Origin of the sequence: Photorhabdus hainanensis, from assembly GCF_018448965.1 — a bacterium.
GTDB lineage: Bacteria > Pseudomonadota > Gammaproteobacteria > Enterobacterales > Enterobacteriaceae > Photorhabdus > Photorhabdus akhurstii.
Genome location: NZ_RCWD01000032.1, coordinates 16,158 through 34,487, shown reverse-complemented (window position 1 = coordinate 34,487; position 18,330 = coordinate 16,158). Strand labels below are relative to the sequence as shown.

Sequence of the window (18,330 nt, the reverse complement as noted above, 5' to 3'; positions counted from 1 at the left end):
CATTCAGAAAAGCCTTTTTTATCTGTCAGTGTGGTTTTAAAAGCTGGATAAAGAGGCCAAGCGTACCCCGGAAAAAACAGATAAAAACTTTAATCACCAAAAGTCAGGGCGGGATTCCACTTTGTATTTAATTTAATCAAAGATCAGTTGACTACGGAATTCCCCTGACCAAATGGCTCTTCGACGTTTAGCCGCCTGACTGTCTTTTATACTGGTATTCTGTTTAATCACACTTAATGCAATTCGGTTAAAAAGCGCCATTTGTGCAGCCCCATCAGGATCTTTGAGTGAGATAGCATCTTCTCGAAAAGTGACATCTAATACCCAATGCAGCTCGTTTTCCACCGACCAGTGCTTTCTTATTGCCTTAGCCACGATTTCCACCTCCAACGGTAGCGAGCTGACATACCAGCGTGAATCACGATGGGGAGGCTGACCTTTTACGCTTCGTTCACTGACGACTTCAATAACACTTTGTATTGAAGGCCATTGCCGCCGAAGGACCTCCGGTAATACGGCACTAATTTGCATGACATGCCGAAATTCTGTCCGTCCATGACCGCTATTTTTCTGCGTAAATTCAACAAGCTCATCACTCTCATAATGCGAAGCAAAATACGATTTGACCCATTCATGGAGGTTTTTTTGATTGCCTTTGAGACCCACAATAAAATCACCGCCGCGCTGAGTAATTAACGCAAGGGTTTCTTTCTGGCAATGCAGGGCATCCATAGTGACAATCGCGCTATCAAGCGCCAGTAATTCAATCAATTGTCTGGCAACCGGACCTTCCTGACCTTTGCTTTCGGCTGCCTGATGGTATAGGGCTACACCAGATTCAACATCATAAGCACTGACCCCATGCAGGGCTTCAAATAATGTCCCCTTACAGGTTCCTCTCAGGGTTTTTCCATCAATGGCGATAAGACTTTTTCCTGCCCTGACCCGACGCTGGTTGATCCAGGCATAAAAGGCTTCAACCAGTGCATCTTGCTCTATCATTTTGATAATATTAGCAATACAGTGACGACGAGGAATACCGTGAGTAAAATGCGTGTATTGTTTAAGCCACTCGCTCTGTAACTCACCAAATTCCTGAATCGATTTCCAGCCAGAAGCGCCGCATAATACTGCGGAGAAGGCTAAAAAAATCACATCCATTAATTCATGTTTTTTATTGATGTCAGAACGCGGGTCTTCTATCTTGCTGATAAAATTAAAAATACTCATTATTAGGATCGCTTTTTTATGGAAGAGAGAGCTTAACGTTTTAATGAGAGAAATGCCTATAAAAAGTCATATTCTGATTTTTATTTAACCAAAATAACCTTATTAAAAAGGTGAGATCTCACCCTGACCATTATCCTGAGATGGGGATAATGCAGGAAGCCATTAAACGAGCCATGACAGGCGGCTCTTTTAAATAGCGCCGGTCTGTTCCGCAGTAAAAAATGACAGCGTAAAACAGCCATCATTTAATACGTGGCGTTAGAGAGAACAACAGACCGCTTCCAACTGAGTAGGATGGAGTGGAGACAGATAACAGATAACAGATAACAGATAACAGATAACAGATAACAGATAACAGAGAATTTCGCTCTCTAAATACTATTACCACAAGATCACGATATTTATCAGATGAACATGAAGAAAATGTGATTAATGTCACGCAAAATGGCTAATTAATCGCCATCCATATACGGAATGAATAAAAATCACTGTGAATTTTCATCTGATACAGAGGCAATATAAAACCCCAAAAGCATCGAGATATTAATCCGGTATATTGGGGTTGGCAATAAATAAGCTTTTATCATGGCAGTACACGCATTTTTTCATTCCAGGCCGTTGTTGTAACGAAAACGCCTTCATGAACTCTTTCACATATTTAAGTCACTGCCACATTTTATTGCCCTTAAAGCACCAGTCCACGCCGATTTTGGGGTTAAGGTCAATATCCACTTCGATGACTTTTCGTATAAAGCCGCCGATATTGACCCCAGATAAAACAATTCGATATTTCAACTAATCTGAACGCCCTATTAAAGGAAGCTGTTCAAGCATATCTTTAAGATTCATAGCATCCCAAGGAAGATGTTCTGCAATCCCAAGCCCAACAACTTTAGCCCGAGAGGCTGCCTTTTGGATCAGAGCCAGCACATCGGGAATGTTAAGTTTACCTTTGGCGATACCAGCGAAATCATGCTCACAGGCACCCGGACGAGCGAACAATACGGAACGGAAGTTATTTTCATCCAGTACATCCAAATCAATGTGAATTGCCAGACATTCGATTTTTTCTTCTTCAATCCATTTCATCACCGACTCGCCTCCCGCTCTGACATCATTCGGAGAACAAATTCTGATTGCGTTATCAGCAATGAACTTTTTCTCATATTCCAGCGGGCTGTGTATTCCTGCGATCATGACTCTCCGGGAAGGTACTGGGCAAACCACGGTGGTTGTCAGATCGGGATCGCCATTGCCCATCAGTGCGCCAAGAACATGAGCGTGAGCATTCTGAAATTGAGCGGGAGTCATAACATCAGGATGCGAATCAATCCACAGTATCCCTAGCTTTTCTCCCCAGCGCTCACTCAGCCAGGCAAAAGGGGCGAGATCAACCAGACAGTCACCACCAAACGTGACGATATTATCTGGCTTATATTCACGAATAATTTTCCAGACGCTACTAAGCTGAGTTTTAAGTGCTTCCCTGCCGATAATGCCATTTTCTACCGAGAGAGGCTCGGCGGGTTCCTGAATGGGTACATGAATAACAGGCGCATCCGTTTCCGGTGCAAGCCAGTTCAGCATTTCCGCACCAAATTTGTATGCCGGGTTATTTCCCCCTTGCCACTGCGGCATAACCAGCCTGATAGTATTTGAACAGTTAGTCATTACGATACTCCTTTGCATATATGTAAAGTGTATTCAACATCAGCCAGGCTGACGCCTCATCGACACTCCTTTCCCGCCTTATGTCGGCTGGAGTGCCTTTTCGAGGTAAAGATGATTTTCAGTCTGAACCATCCTTCAATCGCTTCTATCTGACCAATAACCACTCTACTGCAAAAAATAGCAAATAAAATAACCCAATGGGATAGGCAGTAAATTGCTGAATGAGATAGGATCTTGACCTGATAAACACTAAATTAACCTGATCAATCTATTACCAATTAAGAAGGCATTATGTGGTTTTCCAGATTTAAACTGGCTTTTATCGCACTTCTACTTCCTTGGTTGCTAACGGTAGCAACACAAATGGCGGGAAGAATCTATCTTCTCTTAGCTTATGGCAATCATCAGCTTCTTGTTGATTCTACTCAAGACGTGGAACGCATGTTCTGGATCGGCGGACTGTTTGATATTCGAATTGCCAGTTTGCTGTTTGTGCCTTGTCTGCTGATTGCTAGCTTATTTGCCATTAATAAAAATAGCTTCAACATATGGCAACACGCCTATCCGTGGTTGGCAACAACACTCAGTACCGTGGTCGGGGCTTTGACGGTAAGTAATGTTTACTACTATGCCACCTATGAACGGTCGTTCGATATTTTCATCTTCGGCTTAGTGGAAGATGATACGCAAGCCGTGCTACACACCCTATGGAACGACTATCCTGTTATCGAAAGTTTGCTCTGTTTAGCGCTGTTCGCAATGACTGTTTTCTGGTCCTGTCTGCTCTGGCAACGCTACCTTATTGCACGCACAGAGCGCAAAACCAGCTTACCCGTTTCTGCTATCGCGACGCTGGTTATCTTGACCGTCTGTTTCGTTGGCATGCGTGGCTCCATAGGAACCTTTCCACTACGTCAGGCCAATACACAGGTTTCAGAAGTCAAAATGCTTAATATGTTGACGCCTAATGGCCCAATGGCACTGAACTGGGCGTTTAATGATCACTACAAAAATAGCGACTTCCCAGAAGCAACCGATGAACAAGGTAGCTGGTTATTAAACCATTTTCTGGAGAAACCAACCCCCGCAAATCTGTCACCGTTTATGGCTAAAACCGCCGACAACCCTACCGCTCAAAAAAATCCACCTCACGTAATATTTAACGTCATGGAGAGTATGGGTTATCACCTACAAAGCTTGGATCGCCCAGATCTTGATGTTTTTGGCGCCCTACGCCAGCACTGGCAAAACGACTGGCGTTTTGAACGTTTCGTTTCCGAAGGCGATGGCACTATTGACAGTTTGAGCCGTTTCTTGATCCGCAGCCCGAACAGCGCAATCAGTCAATCCATCGCGCAGGATCTCGATTTCACCAGCAATATGTTCAAACCCTATCTGGCGAATGGTTACAAAATTATCTTCGTCACATCCGGTAACGGCGCATGGCGTAATTTAAATCAGTTCTTGCCAAACTTGGGCGTTAGTGAATTTATCGATCAGAATGGGCTGAAAAAACGCTATCCAGAAGCCCAATTTGGTACTTGGGGCGTACCTGATGAGTTTATGTTCCGTTATATTAAAGATCGCCTGACTCAGGCAGAAAAGAACGGGGAGCATGTTCTGATTATGTCATTGTCTACGACTCATCATCCTCCGTATAAATCACCAGAAGGCTATAAGAAAACCGATATTAAGCTGAACGATATAGAGAAGCAGCGTTTAAGTCATTTGGCTAGCGGTGATGAACTACAAGAGGTTTTCCACACTCTGCGTTATGCTAACGATCAATTAGGGCAGTTTATTAGTTGGGTGAAATCCCAGTCATTGGCTTCCCATACCATTATTGCGGCAACCGGTGACCATAATATTCGAGGTATTAGCTATCCAGATGCTCACGAATTGGCAATCGGCCACGGCGTGCCGTTTTATCTCTACGTGCCGCCCGCTTATCGCCAAAACGCAACTTTTGACGCGACCAGAGTCGGCAGTCATAAAGACATTTGGCCAACCCTCTACCATTTGAGCTTGTCACATACAGCTTACTACCGTACCGGCTGTAATTTGCTGGCTAAACATCTAGACCCTATCTGGTGCCAAGGATATAACCCAGAAGTCACGATTACACCACAAGGGGCCTATATCATGATTGGCAAAGGTGAATTTCGACCGTGGGCAAATCAAACAGGCTTATTACTCGGTGAACCCCAGCCAATGACAGCCGACCAAACCAAACAGCTCCAACGTTGGCAGGTATTTACCGATCTCCTGTCATGGCAATTAAATCGTCAAGTTCACCACCAGCAATAATTGATATTTCCGTGAATCCCTTTAATTTCGACCTATTAAAGGGATTCACCCTGATGAATATTGCGATTATCCTTTAACTCCCCCTGCGGTCAAACCATTGACCAACCAGCGTTGAGCAACCAGGAAAACGATGGTAATAGGGAGTGCTGAGAGCACAGCGGCAGCGGCAAAATCTCCCCAAAGATAGTCCTGTGGGTTAAGGTATTGCTGCATGCCCACCGCCAAAGTGTAATTGTCCACATCTCGCAGAAGCAATGAAGCAACAGGCACTTCCGTAATCACACCGATGAAGGAAAGAATGAACACTACCGCCAGAATCGGTACCGAAAGCGGTAACAGCACCATACGGAAAGCTTGCCACGGTGTCGCGCCATCAAGCGCAGCCGCCTCTTCCAAGGAGCCATCAATGGTTTCGAAATAACCTTTAATCGTCCAGACATGCAACGCAATGCCCCCCAGGTAGGCAAAAATCACACCACCGTGGGTATTAAGACCGATAAACGGTACATATTCTCCTAGTCGATCAAACAAGGCATATAGCGCCACCAGAAAGAGCACCGCCGGGAACATCTGAAAAATTAGCATGCCTTTCAGCACGATACTTTTACCGCGAAAACGCATACGAGCAAAGGCATAAGCGCAAGTCGTTGATAATGTCACGATACCTACAGCGGTAATAAAGGCGACCTTAACAGAGTTCCAGAGCCATAGCATAACGGGGAAAGGCGGCGGTGTAACACGGCCATCCGGTGATACCACACTGTAACCAAGCGCCAATTTCCAATGCTCCCAAGAGATGCTTTCCGGGATCAAACTCCCCGTGGCAAAGTTCCCCGGCCGCAAGGAGATAGTAATAACCATCAACAACGGGAATAAGATCATGGCAATAAAGGTTAACATCAACAAATGTGTCGCCAACAAACGCCATTTCTGCGATTTGGATTGAACCATCGCCATTGCATTCCCTCCTTAGTCAAATTTAATGCGGGTGGCTTTCAGGTTAATAATCGCCAATGCGCCAACCAGCAAAAAGATCACCGTTGCAATCGTCGCAGCTAAACCAAAATCCTGACCGCTACCACCGTCGAAAGCAATACGGTAGGTATAGTTCACTAATAAATCGGTATAGCCTGCCGGCGTCGTAGTGCCAATCCGATCTGGCCTGCCATTGGTCAACAATTGAATCAGAACAAAGTTGTTAAAGTTAAAGGCAAAACTGGCAATCATTAGCGGCGTCAATGGTTTAATCAGCAATGGGAAAGTGATCTTAAAAAAGTTCTGAAACGGCCCTGCGCCATCCATTGCCGATGCTTCATACAGATCATCTGGTATTGCCTTCAACAACCCCATACAGAGGATCATCATGTAGGGATAACCCAACCAAGTATTTACTATAATCAGCATGGTTCGGGCCAAAGTAGGATCGGTAAGCCAAGCGGGCTTAAGACCAAACAAACCATTAAGTAACAGATTAATCTCGCCGAAACTCTGATTAAACAATCCCTTAAAAATCAAAATGGAAATAAATGATGGCACGGCATAAGGCAGAATAAGTAGCATACGATAAATGCCACGCCCTTTCAGCGCTTCCCACTGCACGATGCAAGCCAAAACCATACCAACAGCGACCGTCAACACCACAGTGATCAGAGAGAACACAACCGTCCAAACAAAAATAGAGAAAAACGGCTTCTGAATACCTTCATCCTGTATTACTCGTAGGAAATTTTTCCAGCCGATGGAAACCGTAAATCCAGGTGTCAAAGTCTCATTTCCCCATTGTCCCTCAGCATTGACAGACTGATAGAAACCGGTATCGGTATTGGGGCGATAAAGCGTGCCTGTTTGATTGTCGGTGAGGATTTTACCATCTTCCCCAAGCAAGTATTGGGGATGTACGCCAGAGAATTGACGTAGAGAACTCATTTTCAGTCGGCTGCCATCCGGTAAAACGGCAACCAACTGGTTCAGCGCCTGTCGATTTTGGGTGATAATGCGTAATGCCGCCGCTTCACCGTACTGAATGTTATCCTGCTCATACAAATGCAGAGCCGTCTCTTTCGTTGCCGACAGCGAGAACGGTTCGGACACCAGTTGCTTAGTCTGGCCCGGAACACTCAGTGCCAAAATCCACTGTTCTGATTTTGGGTAGAGCTTGAAAGTAAACGTTTGTCCTGATTGATACTGACGACTCATCAAGACAGATTGCGCACGTTCAAAAGTCAATTGATTGGTACTGCTATAGTTAGTAAAGGCGATAGCAATGGTGCAAATGAGAGGAAACAGTACAAACAATCCCATTCCGGCTATACCCGGATAAACATAGCGCCAGGCATAAGTATTGCGGTTAGCGAAAACGTAAACCCCTGTTCCCAACAATACCAGCGTCAGTATTGCAAACAGATACTCTCCCTGTGAATACATCAGTACCACCAGATAACCGGTAAAGAGTATACACAGGCTTACTGCAAACCATTTCAGAGCAGAATGCTGCCACCATGATGTTTTTTCGAGCGTCGCTGACATAATGCTCTTCCTTTTTACTACGACGTAACAGCTTTACGGATAGCTTAATCAATCTTCCTGCAAGCAGGCATCCATACTGGTTGCAGGAAAGAGACACCCTTCAAAAAGAAGAGCGTCCACAAGTTACTTAGTCATACGAGCTTCCGCATCACTTAATGCGGCATCAACGGTTTGACGGCCAGTCACCGCATTAACAACGGCGCTGCGCATGGCGTACCAGAAACTACTCATTTGTGAGACGTTCGGCATGATTTCGCCTTTTTGAGCATTTTCCATTGTGGCGGCAATACGTGGGTCCGTAGCTAAAATATCCTGATAGGATTTCAGTGACACAGCCCCCAGCGGCTTATCCCGATTCACCATCTCAAGACCTTCATTGGTCAGCAGGTAATTTTCCAAGAACTCCTTCGCTAGCTCTTTATTCGGACTGGCAGCATTGATGCCTGCCGTTAATACGCCGACAAACGGCTTAGACGGATGGCCTTTAAAAGTCGGCAACAACGCCACGCCGTAATTTATCTTGCTCTTTTCAATGTTAGTCCACGTCCACGGACCATTAATGGTCATCGCCGTTTCACCTTTGTTGAACGCGGCTTCGGCAATGGAATAATCAGCATCTGCGTTCAAATGCTTATTTTTCACCAAGTCTATAATAAAATTCAGCCCTGCTTTGGAGCCTGCATTATTCACTCCGACGTTCTTCACATCATATGCGCCGTTTTCCATCTTGAACGCATAACCCCCAGCCGCGGCAATCAGCGACCAAGAGAAATATGGCTCTTGCAGATTAAACATAATGGCACTCTTGCCTTTGCTCTTGAGTTCCTTATCCAGAGCCGGGATCTCTTCCCAAGTTTTTGGCGGCGTCTTCACCAAATCTTTGTTGTAGATAAGAGAGAGGGCTTCAACCGCGATAGGATAACCGACTAGTTTACCGTCGTAGCGCACGGCATCCCAAGTAAACGGGAATAGCTTATCTTTGAAGTTCTGATCCGGCGTGATTTCCGCCACCAAACCAGACTGCGCGTAGCCGCCAAAGCGGTCATGGGCCCAGAAAATAATATCCGGCCCATCACCGCTTGCTGCGACTTGTACATATTTCTCTTCAAACTTATTTGGATGTTCAACGGTAACATTGACGCCAGTATCTTTCTCAAACTTCTCACCAACTTGCGCCAGGCCATTGTAGCCTTTATCACCGTTGATCCAGATAACCAGCTTACCTTCTTCAATTTTTGCAAAAGCGGAGGCAGATAACGCTAGCGTGGCTAAGGCAGAAAGCGCTAAGGTACGAGCGCTCGCTTTTAAAGTTGTTTTTATCATCATTCCGTCCTCATAGTTTGAAAGGTTCAGAGTGAACTGTTTGGTTACATTAGCGGAGGGTATTGAGCTAGTGTGCGATCAACAACGGAAAGACTCATCCTCCCCTACTCTACGCCCTACCCGGGATGCGTGTGATCTCTATTCCAAAAACAGAAGAACCGTGCTACTGACCACAAAAAGGGACTTCTTTTTTTGCGATAATTATCACAAATTATCCATTAGCTCATACCTCACCACCTCAGCAACGCTTATCTCATCCTCCTCACTCCTCCCCCATAAAAAACTTCGGTATGGAGGATTTACTCACCCGTCATCTTAAACACACTCTGGTTTATTATTTTTCACCGCGAATTGCGGTGATAAGTCCGGGGGAGCACATGTCGAGCGTCACACTACATCATGTATCGAAGGCTTATGGTGAAACTATTATTTCCAAGAACATCAACCTTGAGATACAAGAAGGAGAATTTATCGTTTTTGTCGGTCCATCAGGCTGTGGAAAATCGACAATATTAAGGATGATTGCGGGTCTGGAAGATGTAACTTCCGGTGATTTGCTGATCAATAACATCCGAATGAACGATGTGCCACCCGCCAAACGCGGCGTTGGGATGGTTTTTCAGTCTTATGCACTGTATCCCCATCTGTCTGTTGCAGACAATATGTCATTCGGCATGAAACTGGCGGGCGCTAAAAAAAGTGATATTCAGCAACGGGTAAAGCAAATTGCCGAGATGCTTCAACTCGCTCACCTGCTTGATCGCCGCCCTAAAGCCCTATCAGGCGGGCAACGTCAACGTGTTGCCATTGGCCGTACTCTGGTCGCTGAACCCAGTGTTTTTCTATTGGATGAACCTCTTTCCAACCTGGACGCCGCGCTGCGCGTCCAAATGCGCATTGAAATCTCACGTCTGCATAAGCGTCTGAAATGTACGATGATTTATGTCACTCACGATCAGGTTGAAGCGATGACGCTAGCCGACAGAATCGTGGTGCTGGATGCCGGGGATGTCGCTCAGATCGGCAAACCACTTGAACTATACCACTATCCGGTTAACCGCTTTGTCGCCAGCTTTATTGGCTCACCCAAAATGAATTTCCTGCCAGTTAAAGTCACGGCTACCGCTATTGATCAGGTACAGATTACTCTGCCCAACCGACAACAAATCTGGCTGCCCGTAGAAAGCAAGGGAGTAAAAGTAGGCAGTAATGTCTCTCTGGGGATACGTCCTGAACACCTCCTGCCAAGTGATATCGCGGATGTCACGCTGGAAGGCGTAGTGCAGGTTGTCGAGCAGTTAGGCAATGAAACCCAAGTTCACATTGAAATCCCGGCCATTCATCAAAATTTGGTTTACCGCCAACCTGATGTTGTGCTGGTGGAAGAAGGGTCCACTTTCACCATCGGGCTACCCCCTCACCGCTGCCATTTATTCCGGGAAGACGGAACGGCATGTCAGCGTCTGCATCAAGAACCCGGTGTTTGAGCCTGAGCTAACTAAGAAACGACAGGAGAATAATTGATGAAATCAATGCGTATACTACCTATCTCACTAACCATTATGGCCGGATTACTGTCTATTCAGGCATCAGCCGTAGAATTCCACGGTTACGCCCGTTCTGGTATTGGTTGGACCGGCAGCGGCGGTGAGCAACAGTGTTTCAAAAGCACCGGCGCACAGAGTAAATACCGTTTAGGTAATGAATGTGAAACCTATGCTGAACTTAAGCTAGGTCAAGAGCTATGGAAGGACGGCAATAAGAGTTTCTATTTCGATACCAACGTGGCTTATTCCGTGGCGCAACAAAATGATTGGGAATCCACCGATCCCGCGTTCCGTGAGGTCAATGTTCAAGCGAAGAACGTCATCGATTGGTTACCCGGCTCAACACTGTGGGCAGGTAAACGCTTTTACCAGCGCCATGACGTACATATGATCGATTTCTACTATTGGGATATCTCTGGTCCGGGCGCTGGTCTGCAAGATATTGATCTCGGCTTTAGCAAGCTCTCTCTGGCTGTTACCCGTAATACCGAATCTGGCGGTTCTCATGGCTGGATTGCCGGTCAACGCGATCAAATACCCACCTCCAATGATGTCTACGATATACGTCTATCCGGCCTGGAAGTTAACCCAGGCGGCAATCTGGAGCTTGGTTTTGACTATGGACGCGCCAACGCGCGAGATCACTACAAACTTGACCGTAATGCTTCCAAAGATGGCTTCATGTTTACCGCCGAGCATACACAGAGCATGTTAGGAGGCTTTAACAAATTTGTCGTACAGTACGCAACCGATTCCATGACCTCCTCCAATAGTGGTCATTCCGAAGGCGCTAGCGTAAACAATGACGGTTATATGTTACGCATTCTGAATCATGGCGCGGTTAATCTCGCAGAAAAATGGGATCTCATGTACGTAGCGATGTATCAGGATACTGACCGTGATAACAACAATGGCAGCACATGGTATACGGTCGGGGTACGTCCAATGTACAAGTGGACGCCGACGATGAGCACTCTGCTGGACATCGGTTATGATAACGTCAAATCCCAACGTACCAACGACACCAATGATCAGTACAAAATCACCCTAGCCCAACAATGGCAGGCCGGTGACAGCATTTGGTCCCGTCCGGCTATTCGCCTGTTCGTCACCTATGCAAAATGGGATGAAAAATGGGGTCACGCGAACAACAACGACGGTTACATTGATGGCATGGCCTACCGTGATACAGCAACGCATAAATTCAGCCGTGGCGACGATGATGAATTCACCTTTGGCGCACAATTCGAAGCTTGGTGGTAATCCGGTTACAACGATTTGATCTCAGATCAATCAAATGATTTGTAATGGTTAACGCCTTTTAGACTGATATGCCTCCTAACCGTGGGGTGGGTATCAGTCTCTTTTTTTCAACCGAACAAGGGTAAGAAGATGAAAACTAAACTGCTCTCATGTTGCCTTAGCGCGGTACTCTGTAGCACATTTCCTCTTATAGGATATGCAACGCCCATTACCGCGACTCAAACACCTATAACAACTCAAACAACCACGACACAGGATATTGTTGCCCCTTCCCTCTCAATAACAGCATTGCAAAAACTGAGCTGGCAACCGATTAATACCAGTGATACACAGACCATTACCCTCAATGCCGCATCGCAGCATCTCAATGAGGGAGATATTCAGGGACCGATAGCAGCATTCGCGCTGCCGGCAAACCGAGGCTCTCTGGATATTACCCTGAGCAGCTTAGTACAAGACAAACAAGTTTATGTGCCAAATGTTTTAGTCCTGGATCAAGGGTTACGCCCAGCCGCATTTTACCCGAGCAGCTATTTCCCCTATGAACGTCCGGGGGTCATGTCCACCGATCGACTGGAAGGCACGCTAAAGCTAACACCGGCACTGGGGCAACAACAAATTTATATACTGGTCTACACTACCCGTACCGATTTGCAGCAATCCACCCAAATGGTTGATCCCGCCAAAGCTTATGCTCAAGGCGTCGGAAATGCTGTTCCCGCTATTCCCGATCCCGTTGCCCGCCATGCGCAAACAGGTACGTTGAAGTTGAAAGTAAAATCAGAACAAAACGCCGGCAACATCACGATTGGTCAAGTTTTCTCAAGTCCAGCACAAGAACCGATCATTGTCGGGCCAACACAAGCCATCGTAACGCCGTCTACGCTGCAAAAAGTCAAACCAGTCCTGAGTGATACAGAACGATATTTCAGTGATGCAATCAAAAAGGAAATTAATAACGGCAATATTGATAAGGCACTCAAATTGCTGGATGAAGCGGAACGCCTTGGATCTTCAACGGCACGAGAAACATTTATCAACAGTATCAAAAACAAAGGGTAAACAAATGCTCTCCGAAAAGGAGGGCATCGGGTTTAATTTTCATAACATTTTACGACTAGAGACATCTATGGATGGACAAAGCCTTAGTGATTCTTAACAGGAAATTATATTCGTAAAGAAAGGCAATAGAATTTTTTATTGCTTGATGATCTCTTATTTTATATTCATCAATAATGAGTTGTAATTTTTCAGACAACTCAAGAATATTACCTGATTTATAAAGTTCACCATTTAAATTATTAATAATATCGCTTGGACCACACTGGCAATCTGAACTTATACAGTAGATACCATAAGATATTGCTTCCGCTAATACCATACCAAAGCCTTCATATTTTGATGTTAAAATAAAAGCGGATACTTCTTTTATGTTATCCATCACAAACTCCCAAGGCTGATCTTGCCAACCGTGCCAAATAATATTGTTATTTATATTGAGTTGTGAAGATAATTCTCTTAAATAACCTTCATCATCACCAGAACCTACCATATGTAACTCCCAATGACCATGCAATTGTGAAAGAGCTAAAAATAGTTCAGTTAAATTTTTCGATTTATAGGCAAGAATTCTGCCAACATATAAAAATCTAGCCATGTGTTTTGGTTGAGAAATTATAAAGGGATTCATTTTGATAGGATTGAAAATAAGATGAAGCTTCTCTGGTTTTATTCCAAAGGATAACATTTGATCTCTTAAACCAGAACTGATGACCAGGTGCTCGTCGGCACAGCATAAATCTTTAATTTTCTGTGGGGTAGGATTCCTAATTGAAGTATGCAGCCAAGAATAGGTTTTTGCCGGGAAATTAATCTTTTCACAGGAAAGTCGAGTAATATTACAAGATGTCGTGTCTAAACTTATTATAATCTCAGGATGAAATCTTTCTAATATCAAAGATAATTCACATGCAATATTCTGGCGAGATTTATCACTGTTTGATATTAAAGAGATATGTTGAGCATTGGATAACCAAGCACGACTTTCAATTCTGTTTATCTCATTTAAAGATATAAATATGAAATTAATTTCAATATTGGCAAGGTCAAGCAAATTTATTAAATTTGAACATACCGTTTCTACCCCGCCATATCCATTCAAGAAAACATCATGGTATATTATAAATATATTTTTCATTATTAACCCCTTATTGAATCAACCAAAAACGCTCTTGCACTTTTATTTCATTAATAGAGCGATGGTATTTTTCCAATGAAATTAAAAGATTTGATTCATTCCCAAACAGAGGTTCTAGTTGAGAATCATAAAACAGGATGTTTTGCATTTTTTCTTTTAAATCAATATCCACCAATATAGCACGCATATCAAATTTATTATTTCTTAATAAAGCACTTTCCAAACTATCAGGGTTAACAATAGGGTATTCACCTAAAACATAGGGAAAATCTTCATAAAGTAATATTTTTAACTTATGTGAGCCTTTTATATTGTGCACAAGATTATTTATTATAATGTGGTCTACATGTCGACCTATTCCCAAAGGGGCATAGATATAATCAGGTTGATAATTTAACAATATTTTGTCGATAAGATCTTGAGCCATATCGGATGCATAATCTGATTTATGTGCCAAGCCACTATAAATCCCGGCAGAATTATTATACATAGGTTCACCGTATTGATCGATTCTGTAAATGCAATCTAAAATTTTACCATGTATTGGAATTGCTGATAATTTATTGCAAAAAGCAATATCCTCATTAGCTCGCTTTGAATAAAGTTTTATAAATGAATTCATATTATCATTACTCTCAGAGCGTAAGTAATGAGATGTAAGATTTTCGTCATATTCAGTAAAAAATGTTAAAACAACCACCTGTTGATTTTCTGAAACCAATTTATGTATTAAACCACCAGCGCTTAAAGCCGCATCATCTAAATGGGGGGATAGAAATAAATGCATCATTTTAAATCTCCATACAAAGGCTGTTATACTTTATTTCCATGAGTACGATGTAAATAGCGGCTAAATCAATGCGTATTCCATCTCTGTTTTTTATAAAATCCGAGTTATTAATGTTTGGCTTTTCTTTGGACTGGACTCTTTCATCATCGGCATAAAATTCTTTCATTATATCAAACCAACTAGCATGAATTCTTTCTGCCGCAATTTCTATTATACTGTCACTGTGGCCTAATATTGTCATTAAATCTGAAAAAATGGCATCGTTTGTAGAAAGTAACATCTCATAATTGAAATTGTCGGATGCAATATTGTCATCGTATAAATAAATATTTCTCATCACTTCCGATATAATACTCAAGTCGCTCTTGATTAGCCTCTTTTCAAACTTCTTCTCTTTTTCTGTGAATGCTTGATAAGGTTTTAAAAAATTAACTTGCAAGTTGTACTCAATTTCAAGTTTTGTGATTGAATCTTGCGTAGCGATTCTATTATCGATTAAATATTTTGCACACCATAAATCATGTATGCAAGAGGCAAGAATATCTAAATTACCGTCCTGTTCCAAGAACGAGCATATCTCAGAAAATAATTTAATTTGTGAACCATTTAACTGGGTATTTAAAGTTACATGGCCAGGGTTAAATATAAATGAAGCTTGTTTTAATCTTCTTTGAATCTCTTTGGTTAGATATGTTGAATTTGAATTAATTTCATTATTCAACAGATTTTTGTTATTTTCTTTATTCATGAGTCATCTCCTTTTCTTTATTCATTGACCTTATTTCCGTTGATGATATATCTAAGCGAAATAAATTTTCCGGAATAGATTCAAATAAAAAACGGTGTTCCTTTCTAATATTCATCAAATCATCAACTGCATGATATTTATTATTAAAAAAACGCCCAGCGACCAGAAATCGACAATCATTACTCTTAATTGTCATTAGAGATTTTTTTAACCCCTCTTCACCACCATAATAGACAGGGTTATTAATTTCTTGACATAAATCAGCGCCAATGACGAAAATTGCTCCTTGATAAATATGCGATTTATCAGTAAAAAACGTAGCATCACTTAAAATTACATCACCCTTCTCTTTGAATTGCCCTATCCTCTTGAAAACTTCATCGGTTGAAATGGTCAGTTTTACCGCATTTTTAATTGACAGTTCATAATAGGGCTTTCTTTTAGTCATCGTTGTAGAGATTTCTTTTAATTCTTCATGACCTTTATGAAGTGGATTGAAAGAGCCAGATAAAATTAAAGTATCTTTCCAGTCTATGTTTGTATTGCTAAAGTCCCCTTTTCTATCAATATGTATATAATTCAACTTGCCATCAATTAAATCGTTTATATAACGCTCATTATTGTTAGGCATATTCATATATATTCCCACATGTTATTATTGTTAATAAAATATATGTTAATTCCTTATAATTACATATATTTCTAAAATTTTATCATTGTATTATTTACTAATGTTGATTAATAACAAATTTTTATTTTCTTGAAATAAATATCAAATTAATTTACTTAGCTATTTGTTAGCAGCGAATCCCTGTATTTTAAACATTAAAGCTATGAATTTTAAATGTTTTATTCACAGTTACATTTATTACTGAATCACCTAAGTTATCTGAATTATTCTCATTAATTATCACTATTTTCTTCACAACTTCCCTCAGTGATTTCAATCAAGGCAGATTTTATTTTTAAAATATCTTCCGTTGTATGCGACGTATCAAGGCTAACCCGAACAGCACCATCAGGATAAGTGCCAAATTTTTTATGGGCTAATGGCGCGCATTGCAATCCGGGACGGGTAATAATATTGTATTTGTTCTCAAGTATATAAGAGACTTCCCCGGGATGATAGCCTTCTACTGTCAAAAGAATTGTTGGTAATCCTACTTTATGTTTACAGATTAATTTGATCTTCTTTAATTGTGATAATTCATCTATAAGAGTTGTGCGCAGAATTTGTAATTGATTTTGAATATTCTCTATGCCAATTTTTTTCAAACGCTTTATAGACGCCAATAATGAAAGTATGCCAATAGTGTTTTGTGTTCCTGATTCATACTTGTATGGTATTCCAGTTGGCTGCGTTGTTAATTTTGATAATACACCTGTCCCACCTTGAATTAATTCATTATGAGAGAATCCATTATCAAGCATAAAGTACCCCCCAATACCTGATACTCCTCCTAAGCTTTTATGCCCGCTAAAAACAAGGTAATCAATATTACCTTTCGATAAATCAATTACTTGTGAACCAAAAGATTGTGAACCATCAACTAAAACCATCGCACCGTATAAATGCGCAAGTTTTCCTGCCTCATCTATATTGCAGAATGTACCAATAGTATTGGAGCAACTATGAACCACTACTAACTTCGTTTGCTTATTCTTTAATAAAGATTCCAAATGCGACATATCAATTTCACCATCTGTCACATCGATACATTGACTAGTTACCCCAATATCTTTTAAATGCTCTAAGGGCCTAAGTACTGAATTATGTTCTAAATAAGTAGTAATGACATTATCACCCGGTTTAAGCGTACCTTTCATACATTCGTTGAGTGAATACGTTGCTCCTGAGTTAAAAATGACTGTCCCATGACCATTTAATTTTGTTTGTTCGATGAATTCATGTCGGCACTCTTCAACCAGTTCAGTAACCTTTTTAGATTGTTGCGATAAAGATCGCCCAGGAGTTACCCCAAGCGTATCTAAATACATATTTATTATGTCTTTTACCTCTTGTGATTTTGGCCATGAGGTAGAAGCTACATCTGCATATAACATTCTTCAATCTCCATATGATCATTAATATATAATTTGAATTTTTTAGCAGTCGCATCCATCTCCTTTATTCCTTCATTATCTCTCCAATCAGATCTTTCAGGCACATTTAAACTATTTGCCAATACTGTTCTTATCATTCCTCTCTCAATGAAATCTGATTCACCTATCGTAAAAACATATTTATTACCACTGTCTTCAACGTAAATATAGGGGCCAGCCTCACCGAACATCTTAAGTTCATCCAATGAGTCTATTGTATGCATTTTAAATTGATCCTTTAATTTATTATGAAGATCAATCTCGGTGGGGAAACAACATAAGTGTGCATGATAACAATACTTTTGATTTGGGTCCATGATGATACAACCACCGGCTCGTCCATTTTCATAGCAAAGAGGATTACTTATATTATAATATTCTCGATAAAAACCATTTATTATATTCTTAAATTCTTTCAGTTCTTTTATTGCTTCTTCATCGTATATCTCTGCAAAGCACCGGTATCCCCCCGAATCAGTCTCACATTTGTTAGTGGCAATAATAATATAGCCCTCAATTATCTGGCCTTTGGGTACGAACACATAGAAATATTTTCCTCGTAAAAGTATTTTATCTTTTTCAAAGGAAGACTCTGGGTGACAAAAAATACATCCCATTTTAAACT

The 18,330-nt window shown here is 41.8% G+C and carries 15 protein-coding genes; 4 read left to right on the top strand and 11 right to left on the bottom strand.

The window, feature by feature from the left end:
• Positions 1 to 132: 132 nt before the first annotated feature.
• Both EAE92_RS17680 and EAE92_RS17675 read right to left on the bottom strand, forming a co-directional pair.
• Complete coding sequence (locus EAE92_RS17680; RefSeq protein WP_214069027.1) at positions 133 to 1,230, bottom strand: ISAs1-like element ISPlu18 family transposase; 1,098 nt, start codon at positions 1,228 to 1,230, stop codon at positions 133 to 135.
• A gap of 795 nt (positions 1,231 to 2,025) precedes the next feature.
• Complete coding sequence (locus EAE92_RS17675) at positions 2,026 to 2,901, bottom strand: arginase family protein (RefSeq protein ID WP_214069026.1); 876 nt, start codon at positions 2,899 to 2,901, stop codon at positions 2,026 to 2,028.
• Positions 2,902 to 3,192: 291 nt separating this feature from the next.
• On the opposite strand from EAE92_RS17675, the gene EAE92_RS17670 reads away from it, so the two are divergent.
• Positions 3,193 to 5,208: an LTA synthase family protein gene (locus EAE92_RS17670; protein WP_214069025.1), complete on the top strand. Its 2,016-nt coding sequence runs from the start codon at positions 3,193 to 3,195 to the stop codon at positions 5,206 to 5,208.
• A gap of 66 nt (positions 5,209 to 5,274) precedes the next feature.
• Here the strand turns inward: EAE92_RS17670 and malG are convergent, their stop codons facing one another.
• From malG to malE, 3 genes are all read right to left on the bottom strand, one after another.
• Positions 5,275 to 6,165, bottom strand: a complete 891-nt coding sequence (malG, locus tag EAE92_RS17665; protein WP_214069024.1) for a maltose ABC transporter permease MalG — start codon at positions 6,163 to 6,165, stop codon at positions 5,275 to 5,277.
• Between the two features lie 12 nt (positions 6,166 to 6,177).
• Positions 6,178 to 7,734, bottom strand: a complete 1,557-nt coding sequence (gene malF / locus EAE92_RS17660) for a maltose ABC transporter permease MalF (protein ID WP_214069023.1) — start codon at positions 7,732 to 7,734, stop codon at positions 6,178 to 6,180.
• Positions 7,735 to 7,857: 123 nt separating this feature from the next.
• On the bottom strand, positions 7,858 to 9,057 hold the full coding sequence (gene malE / locus EAE92_RS17655) for a maltose/maltodextrin ABC transporter substrate-binding protein MalE (RefSeq protein WP_214069049.1): 1,200 nt from the start codon (positions 9,055 to 9,057) through the stop codon (positions 7,858 to 7,860).
• 377 nt (positions 9,058 to 9,434) lie between these two features.
• Between malE and malK the strand changes: the two genes are divergently transcribed.
• The 3 genes from malK (at position 9,435) to malM (ending at position 12,929) form a co-directional block, all read left to right on the top strand.
• Positions 9,435 to 10,544, top strand: a complete 1,110-nt coding sequence (gene malK / locus EAE92_RS17650; RefSeq protein ID WP_214069022.1) for a maltose/maltodextrin ABC transporter ATP-binding protein MalK — start codon at positions 9,435 to 9,437, stop codon at positions 10,542 to 10,544.
• A gap of 36 nt (positions 10,545 to 10,580) precedes the next feature.
• Complete coding sequence (locus tag EAE92_RS17645; RefSeq protein ID WP_046396029.1) at positions 10,581 to 11,867, top strand: maltoporin; 1,287 nt, start codon at positions 10,581 to 10,583, stop codon at positions 11,865 to 11,867.
• A 129-nt stretch (positions 11,868 to 11,996) separates the two neighbouring features.
• Positions 11,997 to 12,929 carry a maltose operon protein MalM gene (malM, locus tag EAE92_RS17640; protein ID WP_214069021.1) on the top strand — a complete coding sequence of 311 codons (933 nt, stop codon included), beginning with the start codon at positions 11,997 to 11,999 and terminating at the stop codon, positions 12,927 to 12,929.
• Positions 12,930 to 12,984: 55 nt separating this feature from the next.
• Here malM and waaB read toward each other — a convergent pair whose 3' ends face one another.
• The 6 genes from waaB to EAE92_RS17610 form a co-directional block, all read right to left on the bottom strand.
• Positions 12,985 to 14,064 (bottom strand): lipopolysaccharide 1,6-galactosyltransferase, encoded by a 1,080-nt coding sequence (waaB, locus tag EAE92_RS17635; RefSeq protein WP_214069020.1) that lies wholly within the window; start codon positions 14,062 to 14,064, stop codon positions 12,985 to 12,987.
• Between the two features lie 10 nt (positions 14,065 to 14,074).
• Positions 14,075 to 14,854, bottom strand: coding sequence for a PIG-L family deacetylase (locus EAE92_RS17630; protein WP_214069019.1), 780 nt, complete (start codon positions 14,852 to 14,854; stop codon positions 14,075 to 14,077).
• Position 14,855: 1 nt separating this feature from the next.
• Complete coding sequence (locus EAE92_RS17625; protein ID WP_214069018.1) at positions 14,856 to 15,602, bottom strand: hypothetical protein; 747 nt, start codon at positions 15,600 to 15,602, stop codon at positions 14,856 to 14,858.
• Positions 15,595 to 16,239 carry a nucleotidyl transferase family protein gene (locus tag EAE92_RS17620; protein ID WP_214069017.1) on the bottom strand — a complete coding sequence of 215 codons (645 nt, stop codon included), beginning with the start codon at positions 16,237 to 16,239 and terminating at the stop codon, positions 15,595 to 15,597. The genes EAE92_RS17625 and EAE92_RS17620 overlap by 8 nt, the downstream gene beginning before the upstream one ends.
• 266 nt (positions 16,240 to 16,505) lie before the next feature.
• Positions 16,506 to 17,666 carry an aminotransferase class V-fold PLP-dependent enzyme gene (locus tag EAE92_RS17615; RefSeq protein WP_214069016.1) on the bottom strand — a complete coding sequence of 387 codons (1,161 nt, stop codon included), beginning with the start codon at positions 17,664 to 17,666 and terminating at the stop codon, positions 16,506 to 16,508.
• Positions 17,648 to 18,322 carry a hypothetical protein gene (locus EAE92_RS17610; protein WP_214069015.1) on the bottom strand — a complete coding sequence of 225 codons (675 nt, stop codon included), beginning with the start codon at positions 18,320 to 18,322 and terminating at the stop codon, positions 17,648 to 17,650. Before EAE92_RS17610 ends, EAE92_RS17615 begins: the two co-directional genes overlap by 19 nt.
• Positions 18,323 to 18,330 lie beyond the last annotated feature (8 nt).

Bases quoted from the DNA above. Each gene is read 5' to 3' on its own strand.
- EAE92_RS17680 (WP_214069027.1), bottom strand. From the start codon at position 1,230: ATGAGTATTTTTAATTTTATCAGCAAGATAGAAGACCCGCGTTCTGAC.
- EAE92_RS17675 (WP_214069026.1), bottom strand. From the start codon at position 2,901: ATGACTAACTGTTCAAATACTATCAGGCTGGTTATGCCGCAGTGGCAA.
- EAE92_RS17670 (WP_214069025.1), top strand. From the start codon at position 3,193: ATGTGGTTTTCCAGATTTAAACTGGCTTTTATCGCACTTCTACTTCCT.
- malG (WP_214069024.1), bottom strand. From the start codon at position 6,165: ATGGCGATGGTTCAATCCAAATCGCAGAAATGGCGTTTGTTGGCGACA.
- malF (WP_214069023.1), bottom strand. From the start codon at position 7,734: ATGTCAGCGACGCTCGAAAAAACATCATGGTGGCAGCATTCTGCTCTG.
- malE (WP_214069049.1), bottom strand. From the start codon at position 9,057: ATGATAAAAACAACTTTAAAAGCGAGCGCTCGTACCTTAGCGCTTTCT.
- malK (WP_214069022.1), top strand. From the start codon at position 9,435: ATGTCGAGCGTCACACTACATCATGTATCGAAGGCTTATGGTGAAACT.
- EAE92_RS17645 (WP_046396029.1), top strand. From the start codon at position 10,581: ATGAAATCAATGCGTATACTACCTATCTCACTAACCATTATGGCCGGA.
- malM (WP_214069021.1), top strand. From the start codon at position 11,997: ATGAAAACTAAACTGCTCTCATGTTGCCTTAGCGCGGTACTCTGTAGC.
- waaB (WP_214069020.1), bottom strand. From the start codon at position 14,064: ATGAAAAATATATTTATAATATACCATGATGTTTTCTTGAATGGATAT.
- EAE92_RS17630 (WP_214069019.1), bottom strand. From the start codon at position 14,854: ATGATGCATTTATTTCTATCCCCCCATTTAGATGATGCGGCTTTAAGC.
- EAE92_RS17625 (WP_214069018.1), bottom strand. From the start codon at position 15,602: ATGAATAAAGAAAATAACAAAAATCTGTTGAATAATGAAATTAATTCA.
- EAE92_RS17620 (WP_214069017.1), bottom strand. From the start codon at position 16,239: ATGAATATGCCTAACAATAATGAGCGTTATATAAACGATTTAATTGAT.
- EAE92_RS17615 (WP_214069016.1), bottom strand. From the start codon at position 17,666: ATGTTATATGCAGATGTAGCTTCTACCTCATGGCCAAAATCACAAGAG.
- EAE92_RS17610 (WP_214069015.1), bottom strand. From the start codon at position 18,322: ATGGGATGTATTTTTTGTCACCCAGAGTCTTCCTTTGAAAAAGATAAA.